At 67.1% G+C, this 8,046-nt stretch carries 5 protein-coding genes; 4 read left to right on the top strand and 1 reads right to left on the bottom strand.

Going from position 1 to position 8,046, the window contains the following annotated elements; translation table 11 throughout:
* Positions 1 to 130: 130 nt before the first annotated feature.
* Complete coding sequence (locus tag ACPDIX_RS14870; protein ID WP_423432589.1) at positions 131 to 4,246, top strand: PAS domain S-box protein; 4,116 nt, start codon at positions 131 to 133, stop codon at positions 4,244 to 4,246.
* Between the two features lie 25 nt (positions 4,247 to 4,271).
* Here the strand turns inward: ACPDIX_RS14870 and ACPDIX_RS14865 are convergent, their stop codons facing one another.
* A complete protein-coding gene (locus ACPDIX_RS14865) occupies positions 4,272 to 5,360 on the bottom strand; it encodes a pyridoxal-phosphate-dependent aminotransferase family protein (RefSeq protein WP_423432588.1) in 1,089 nt (362 codons plus the stop codon).
* 182 nt (positions 5,361 to 5,542) lie between these two features.
* On the opposite strand from ACPDIX_RS14865, the gene ACPDIX_RS14860 reads away from it, so the two are divergent.
* The 3 genes from ACPDIX_RS14860 (at position 5,543) to gluQRS (ending at position 7,941) form a co-directional block, all read left to right on the top strand.
* Positions 5,543 to 5,992 (top strand): RrF2 family transcriptional regulator, encoded by a 450-nt coding sequence (locus tag ACPDIX_RS14860; RefSeq protein WP_423432587.1) that lies wholly within the window; start codon positions 5,543 to 5,545, stop codon positions 5,990 to 5,992.
* A gap of 130 nt (positions 5,993 to 6,122) precedes the next feature.
* The gene (locus ACPDIX_RS14855; protein WP_423432586.1) at positions 6,123 to 7,013 is read left to right on the top strand and encodes an SDR family oxidoreductase; all 891 of its coding nucleotides are present in this window, start codon (positions 6,123 to 6,125) and stop codon (positions 7,011 to 7,013) included.
* A gap of 13 nt (positions 7,014 to 7,026) precedes the next feature.
* Positions 7,027 to 7,941 (top strand): tRNA glutamyl-Q(34) synthetase GluQRS, encoded by a 915-nt coding sequence (gluQRS, locus tag ACPDIX_RS14850; RefSeq protein WP_423432585.1) that lies wholly within the window; start codon positions 7,027 to 7,029, stop codon positions 7,939 to 7,941.
* Positions 7,942 to 8,046 lie beyond the last annotated feature (105 nt).

Raw genomic sequence — 8,046 nt, 5'->3', positions numbered from 1 at the left:
GAAATCCGATGCGCCAGACGGCCGCCAGAGTCCTGGCAGAGCCCCCTCTGCGGAAAGGGAGTCAGTTGCTGGGGCGTGCATGTCGAAGAGGTCCGTCCCGCGGTTGCAACCGCGGTAGCCGGAGCTGTCCATGCCGGACACCGGCACGGCCTCTCGGATCCATCCATCCTCAACCTCCGTCCAGACCATGAGCCAGGCGCCACACACCCCACCAGGCTCGGTTTCCAACGGGCCTGCATGTGATCAAGCGGACGAAATCCTCGTCCATCTGGATGCCCAAGGCCGGATCCTCCGGGTGAATGAGGCCTTTAGCCGTTTGACCGGATGGCAACCTGAAGAGGTTTCCGGGCGCGCATGGGCCGGGCTTTTCCATCCTGATGCCGCGTTTCAACCGCCGGCGCGGGTCTCGGGGACTTTGTTGAATCGGGACGGCACCGCCCGCCGTGCGCACGGGCACTCCATGCCGGCGCCTGACGGAGCGGTCCTGTTGCGACTCTCACCGGTGGGCGGGGTGCCGGGTGGATCAGGCACCGGAGCGCCGGGGCCGGATCGTGCCCGGGTCATTCTGCAGAGCATCGGCGACGCCGTATTGACCACCGACGCACAGGGCCGGGTGGAGTACCTGAATCCGGTGGCCGAACGCCTCACCGGCTGGTCCTTCACCGAGGCGCGCGGCAGACCGATCGAGGAAGTGTTCGAGATTTACAACGAAGACACCGGTCAACCGGCCGAATCGCCCGTGACCCGGGTCCTGAGGGAGGGCGTGGTGGTGGGGCTGGCCAACCACACCGTCCTGCGCAGCCGGGACGGGCGGCAAATCCCTATCAGCGATGCCGGCGCGCCCATCCATGACGAACAAGGCAGGCTCACCGGAGTGGTGCTGGTGTTCCGCGATCAGACCGAGGAACGGACCTGGGAACGTCATCGGGAAGCCGAACGGGACCTGCTGGAATGGCACGCCTCGGGCGAGCCATTGAAAGCCTGGCTGGAACGGCTCTGCCGCGCGTACGAGGCTCTGCATCCCGGGGCCCTGTGCTCGGTTCTGCTTCTGGAGGGCGACCGGTTGCGAACGGCCGCTGGCCCGTCGCTGCCCGAGGACTACAACCGGGCCATTGACGGCGTCCGAATCGGCCCGAGTGTGGGCTCTTGCGGCACGGCCGCCTGGCGCAAGGAACGGATCATCGTGACAGACATCGCCGCCAGCCCGCTCTGGCGGGGTTGGGAAGGTCTGGCGGCCCGGCACCGCCTGGCGGCCTGCTGGTCGTTTCCCATTCTGAATGCGAAGAAGTGCGTGCTGGGGACGTTCGCCGTTTACTACCGCAGACCGCGCGGCCCCGAAGCTGACGAAGTGGAAACGCTCGAGCGATGGGCGCTCCTGGCCGGCTTGGCCATCGAACATCAGCGGGTCCTGGAGGAGCTTCGGGAGAGTGAGAAGCGGTTGGCCGAGGCCCAGCGGCGCGCCCAGCTCGGGAGTTGGGAACTGGACCTGGCAAGCGGCCAGGGCCGGTGGTCGGCCGAGATGGCCCGGCTCCATGCCTGGCCGGAGGATCGGCCCGCCCCGTCTTTCGAGGAATTCCTGGAACTGCTCCATCCACAGGATCGCTCGAGGCTCCGTGCCATCCACGAACGTCTGAGCCAGGCGCGGACCCCGTTCATGATCGAATATCGGACGGACCCGGAGCGCGGGCCGATCCGGCACATCCAGGCCAGGATCGAGGTCATCCGCGATACCGAAGGCCGCCCGGTCCGCATCGCAGGTACCTCCCTGGACATCACGGAGCGTGTTCGACTCGAAGAGCAGGCCCGACGCAGCGAGGAACAGTTCCGACGGCTGATCGAATTTGCCCCGGAGGCGGTGGTTTTGTTGGACGTGGCCACGGACCGGTTCGTTCTAGTCAATGCCGCGGCCGAACGACTCTTCAAACTACCGGCCAGTGAACTGTTGCGCCACGGACCCGTGGACCTCAGTCCCGAGTTCCAACCCGACGGGGAGCCCTCGGATCGCAAGGCGCACGATTACATCGCCGCCGCCCTGGCGGGTGAAACCCCCGTGTTCGAATGGACCCACCGGGATGCGCAGGGGCGCGACATCCCCTGCGAGGTCCGCCTGCTCCGCACAGAGTTTGACGGCCGAACCGTCGTGCGCGGCAGCATCACGGACATCTCGCAACGTAGAGACGCCGAGCAACGCATTCTGCGCTTGACCCGCGCCCACGCCCTGCGCAGTGCGGCCAGCGAACTGATCGTCCGCGAACAGGACGACCACGCCCTGCTCTCGGGCGTGTGCCGCATCGCGGTGGAGACCGGGGGTCTGCTCGGCGCGTGCGTCATCTGCAGCGATCCGGAAACGCAGGCATGCACCGTGGCCGCGTCCGCGTCGGCAGCCGCCCCCGCTTCCGTAACCATCGGCACCCTGTGTTGTCAGGTCGGGGCCTGGCCGGAGGTCCGGCAGGCATGCGCCGAGGGCCGGATCTGGACGTGGAAACAGCCGGCCGACCCCGGGACCAAGCCTTCGCTGCCGGAGTGTGTCCGGTCCATCGGTTGTTTTCCCATCCACGGAAATGCGCGGTCCCGGCTTGCCCTGGTCGTGTTCACGGACGTCCCGGACTACTTTGACGGGGAAACCATCCGGTTGTTTGGCAGCCTGGCGGCTGACATGGGGCTGGCGCTGCAGATCCATGAAACGGAGCGCCAGCGCAGGGCGGCCGAGGAACAGTTGCGCCGCAGCGAGGAGCGGTTCCGCCTGCTTATCGAAAACGCGACCGACCTGATCACCGTCGTGGATCGCCGCGGGGTGATCCACTACCAGAGCCCGGCCTCCAAGCGCCTGCTGGGATACGATCCGGAATGGTTGCAGGGACGATCGGCCCTCGAACTGGTACATCCCGATGATCTGCCCGCGGTGGTGGCCGGTCTCGAACGGGCCGTCAACGAGCCCGACGCACCGCCGATCACCGTCAGTTTCCGGATCCGCGACGCGCAAGGGGCGTGGCATCAGTTGGATGCCGTGGGCCGGTTCGTGCCGGACCTGCTGCCGGAAGGGGGCGTGGTGGTCAATTCCCGCGATGTGACGGAGGTCCGCCAGTTGGAGGAACAACTGCGGCAGGCACAAAAAATGGAAGCCATCGGCCGGCTGGCCGGCGGCGTCGCACACGATTTCAACAACATCCTCTCGGTCCTGATGATGCAGACGGAGCTGATCCGCATGGCCGTGCCGGAAGACACGCTCCCGGCCGAGGTGACGGAGGGACTCGACCAGATCCGGGCTGCTGCGGAACGCGCCGCGGCGCTGACGCGGCAGTTGCTGTTGTTCAGCCGCAAACAGGTCATGCAACCGCGCGAACTGGACCTCAACGACGTGGTCGGGCCCCTGATCAAAATGATTCAACGCATCATCGGGGAGGACATCGAACTTCAACTGCGCCTGTATCCGGATCCGCTGCCCCTGCGGGCCGACCCCGGCATGCTGGATCAGGTGATCATGAACCTGGTGGTCAACGCGCGCGATGCCATGCCCCGCGGGGGCAAACTCACCCTGGCAACCGATCGGGTGCGGCTCGAACCGGGCGCCCTCCAACGCCCGGCAGATCTGGCACCGGGCGCCTACGCCGTGCTGCGCGTCAGCGACACCGGCGTCGGCATCCCCAGGGAGCACATGGACCGGATCTTCGAACCGTTTTTCACGACCAAGGAGCCCGGCAAGGGCACCGGCCTCGGCCTGGCCACCGTGTTCGGCGTGGCCAAGCAGCACGGCGGCACCGTCACGGTCACCAGCGAAGTGGGCCTGGGGACCACCTTCGAGGTTTGGTTGCCCCTGCTCGAACGCGGCACGGGGGAGGAAACCACTTTGGGCCCCGTCACACCGCCTGGAGGCACGGAAAGCATCCTGTTGGTGGAAGACGACGAGGGCGTGCGCTCGCTGACCCGTGCGGTGCTCGAATCGGCCGGTTACCGTGTCTGGACCGCCCGGAATGGATCGGAGGCACTGGCGCTGTGGCGGGATCTTGCCCGGTCGGTGGACCTCCTGTTCACGGACATTGTGATGCCCGGCGGCATCAGCGGCCGTGAACTGGCCCAGCAACTCCTGAAGGAGAAACCGGGGTTGCGGGTGGTGTTCAGCACCGGCTACAGCGCCGAAATTGCGGGGCGCGAGCTGGAGTTGGCACCCGGCCAGGCTTTCCTACAGAAGCCGGCCAACCCTTTGGAAATCCTGCAGACCGTGCGCCGTTGTCTGGACGCAAGCTGACCGGCCCTGCCCGCCGGGCCGGCGTTCAAAGCGCCTTCAGCGCGTCGTCCATGGCCGCCAAAAGCTCCGCCATGCTGGCTTCAGTCTCATTGCCCATGTTCGAGACGCGGAAGGTCTTGCCCTTGATCTTGCCGTAGCCCCCGTCGATCAGGAAACCGCGTTCCTTGACCAGTTGCTGGAACCGCGGCACGTCAATGACCCGCCCGCCGGGTTTGGCCCCGTTGTTGATGCACGTGAGCGTGCGCGATTCGAAGCCGGGCTCCGGGAAAAGGGTGAACCCGTTGCGCGCGGCCCAGTCACGCACCATCTGGTTGGTGCGCCGGTGCCGTTCGAACCGCGCTTCCAACCCCTCGGCCAGGATCTCGTCCAGCTTGTCGTCCAGGGCGTAGACGTGCGGGATGCTGGGGGTGCTGGGTGTCATGTTTTGCTCGGCGTTCTTCTGGAACTCGAGGAAGTCGAAGTAGTATCCGCGGTCCGGCACGCTGGCCGCCCGCTGCATCGCCGCCTCCGAACAGACGAACACGGCCATGCCCGGCGGCAGTGCCAGGGCCTTCTGGGTCCCCGCCAGCATCACGTCAATGCCCAGTTCATCGAAGGGCAGCTTCACGGCCGACATCGAGCTGACCGTGTCCACGATGAACATCACGTCCGGGTACTTGCGCTTCAGCGCCGCAATCTCCTCCAGGGGGCTCATGACGCCCGTGCTGGTCTCGTTGTGAACGATGGTGACGGCGTCGAACTGGCCGGTCGCCAGCCTGGCGTCCACCGCTTCCGCCCGGATGGGCGATCCCCAGGGCACCTGCAACGCCTCCGCCTCCTTGCCACAGCGCCTGGACACGTCATGCCACTTGTCCGAGAAGGCACCGCACATGCAGTTGAGCACCTTCCGCCGCACCAGATTGCGCACCGCAGCCTCCATCACGCCCCAGGCACTGGAGGTGGAGAGAAACACCGGCCGTTTGGTGTACAACAATTGCTGCAGCTTCGGTTGCAGGCGGGCGTAAAGGTCTTTGAACCCCTGCCCGCGATGCCCGATCATCGGCTGGCAAAACGCCCGGAAGGTCCGTTCACTCACCTCCACCGGGCCCGGTATGTGCAGTTTCACGTGTCCCATGGCGATCCGTGTCTCGCTGCGCCCACCGGTGTTTGCGGGGGCGCTTCAAGCGGATCCCAGACTTCCACAGGTCGGCCCTCTGTGGCAAGCCCTGCGGCTGGCCCCGCCATCACACGCAGAATCCCTCGGCCGTGCGACCGGAACTTGACGAGTCGGGGCACCAACGGGTTCCATCAGCTCTCGTGAAGCTCTCGGTCCGCACCGCATATGCCTTGCGCGCCCTGATGACCCTGGCGGAGGCGCCCGACCAGGCCCTGCTCCGCATCCAAGCCATCGCGGAGCGCCAGCGCATTCCCAAAAGGTTTCTGGAACAGATCCTGAACGAGCTGCGCAGCGCCGGGTTCGTCGTCAGCCGGCGCGGCGTCAGTGGCGGTTACCGCCTGGCCCGCCCCGGCCACGCCATCACCATCCGGGAAATCATCGAACATTTTGAACCGCCCGCGGCCGCGGGGTCGGTACCGAACCGCTCTTCACCTCCGGCCACCCCCGAGGAGGAGGCACTGGCCGATCTTTGGCACCGCGCCAGCGCCGCCATGCTGGCCGTGTTCGAAAAGGAAACCCTGGCCAGCCTCTGTGAACGCGCTGCTGAACTTCGACGGCTCCGCGGGGAATTGATGGATTTCGTGATTTGAAGCCGTGGCGGCCCGCATTTGCGCGGACGCACCCGGTGCCGAGCCCACCGCACACAGGTCCGGCCCGGCACATCCCCCGTCGTCCAAGCCTGACTGGACACCGGTCCGGGAACCCGGAAACTGCAGACCCATGGATCGCGCAGCCGGTTTTGCGACCCGGAACTCTGCCACCGCGCCCACCGCCTGGATCACCGGCGCCGGCGGGCTGATCGGCCATGCCTTGGTCACCTGTGCTTCCCAACGGCACCTGCCATGGAACGTGCGCCCCCTGACCCGGAAGGATCTCGACCTGACGGACACCCCGGCACTCCGGCAGCTTCACCGGAGGGAGCGGCCCGCGTTGATCCTTCACTGCGCCGCACTGAGTCGGACACCCCTTTGCGAAGCCGACCCGGCCGCGGCCCGTCGGATCAACGTGGAAGCCACCCGCGAGCTCTGCCAACTGGCTGCGGACAGCTATTTCGTCTTTTTCTCCACGGACCTGGTCTTCGACGGTCGCAAGGGGGCATACAGGGAGGAAGACCCCGTCCATCCGCTGAGCGTCTACGCCGAGACCAAGGTCGCCGCCGAGGAGATCGTGCAGGCGCACCCGCGCCACCTCATCGTGCGCACCTCGTTGAACCTCGGACGCTCGCCTTCCGGCGATCGCGCCTTCAACGAGGAACTGCGCCGGGCCTGGTCATCCGGCCGCGTGACCCGCCTGTTCGTGGACGAGTTCCGGAGCCCCATCGCCGCCATCGAAACGGCCCGGCTGGTCTGGCACCTGGTGCAACATCAGGCCACGGGCCTCTACCATGTCGCCGGCCGCGAACGCCTTTCCCGGTGGGAGCTCGGCCGGTTGCTGGCGCGGCATTGGCCCGATCTCACCCCATTGATGGAGCCCGCCTCGCAAAAGGATTTCCCCGGCCCACCCCGCCCGCCCGACACTTCACTGGACTGCCGCAAGGCCGAAACCCTCCTCGGCCAGGCCATGCCCGCATTCAGCACCTGGCTGGCCGCCCAGCCTCCGGGCACTCTCTAGATCCTACACCGTCATGGACAACCCGGTCCCCACTCGTGCAACCGTCCCGCGCCCGTCCTACCGTGGCCGGTTGGCGCCCTCGCCCACCGGTTATCTGCACCTCGGCCATGCCCGCACCTTCTGGATCGCTCAACAGCGGGCCGAAGCCCGTGGAGGCGTGCTGGTCCTCCGGATCGAAGACCTCGACCCCGGCCGGTGCAAACCGCAGTGGACGGCGGCCATGCTGGAGGACCTTCGATGGTTCGGACTCCGCTGGCAGGAAGGGCCCGACGTGGGCGGGCCGTTCGGGCCCTATCACCAGAGCGGTCGGCGCGCCCGCTACGAAGCGGCGCTGGAACAGCTGAAACGCTCCGGCTGGGTGTACCCGTGTCGTTGTTCCCGGCGCGAGGTGGCCGCCGCCGCGCGCGCCCCGCACGCGGAGGATGAAGACGAACCGATCTACCCCGGCACCTGCCGGCCCGAAGCCGGCGGGGCGGTCCGCGCGGCCGACGGGCCCTGCCACTGGCGCTTCCGCGTCCCGGACGGGCAGATCGTGGAATTCTCCGACGCTGCCTGCGGGCACCAGCGGTTCGTGGCCGGAAGGGATTTCGGCGATTTCATCGTGTGGCGCAAGGACGACGTGCCCGCTTACCAACTTGCCTGTGTCGTGGACGACGCGGCCATGAGAATCACCGAGGTCGTCCGGGGAGCGGATCTGCTCAAATCCACCGCGCGCCAGCTCCTGCTCTACCGGGCGCTGGGCCTCCAACCGCCCGCCTTCCATCACTGCCGCCTCCTGACCGACCCCTCCGGACGTCGCCTGGCCAAGCGACACGACGACCTGAGCCTCCGCACCCTCCGGCTCCACGGCTGGCAGCCTGAACAGATCCGGGAACGCTGGGACGAACCGGATCTGATCGCCGCCTTTGCCCGCGTCCCCGGCCGGTGAATCAGCCTCCACAACGGCCGGGTTTTCCATCGGCCCCGGCGCGGTCGGTTCGATCGTCCCGTTCCGAGACACGCAAGCCCGTTCTTGAGACACGCTCCGGTCACG

Source organism: Limisphaera sp. 4302-co (assembly GCF_049537155.1).
GTDB lineage: Bacteria > Verrucomicrobiota > Verrucomicrobiia > Limisphaerales > Limisphaeraceae > Limisphaera.
Note: the sequence above shows the minus strand (reverse complement) of the source record. Positions and strands in the feature narration are given on the sequence as shown.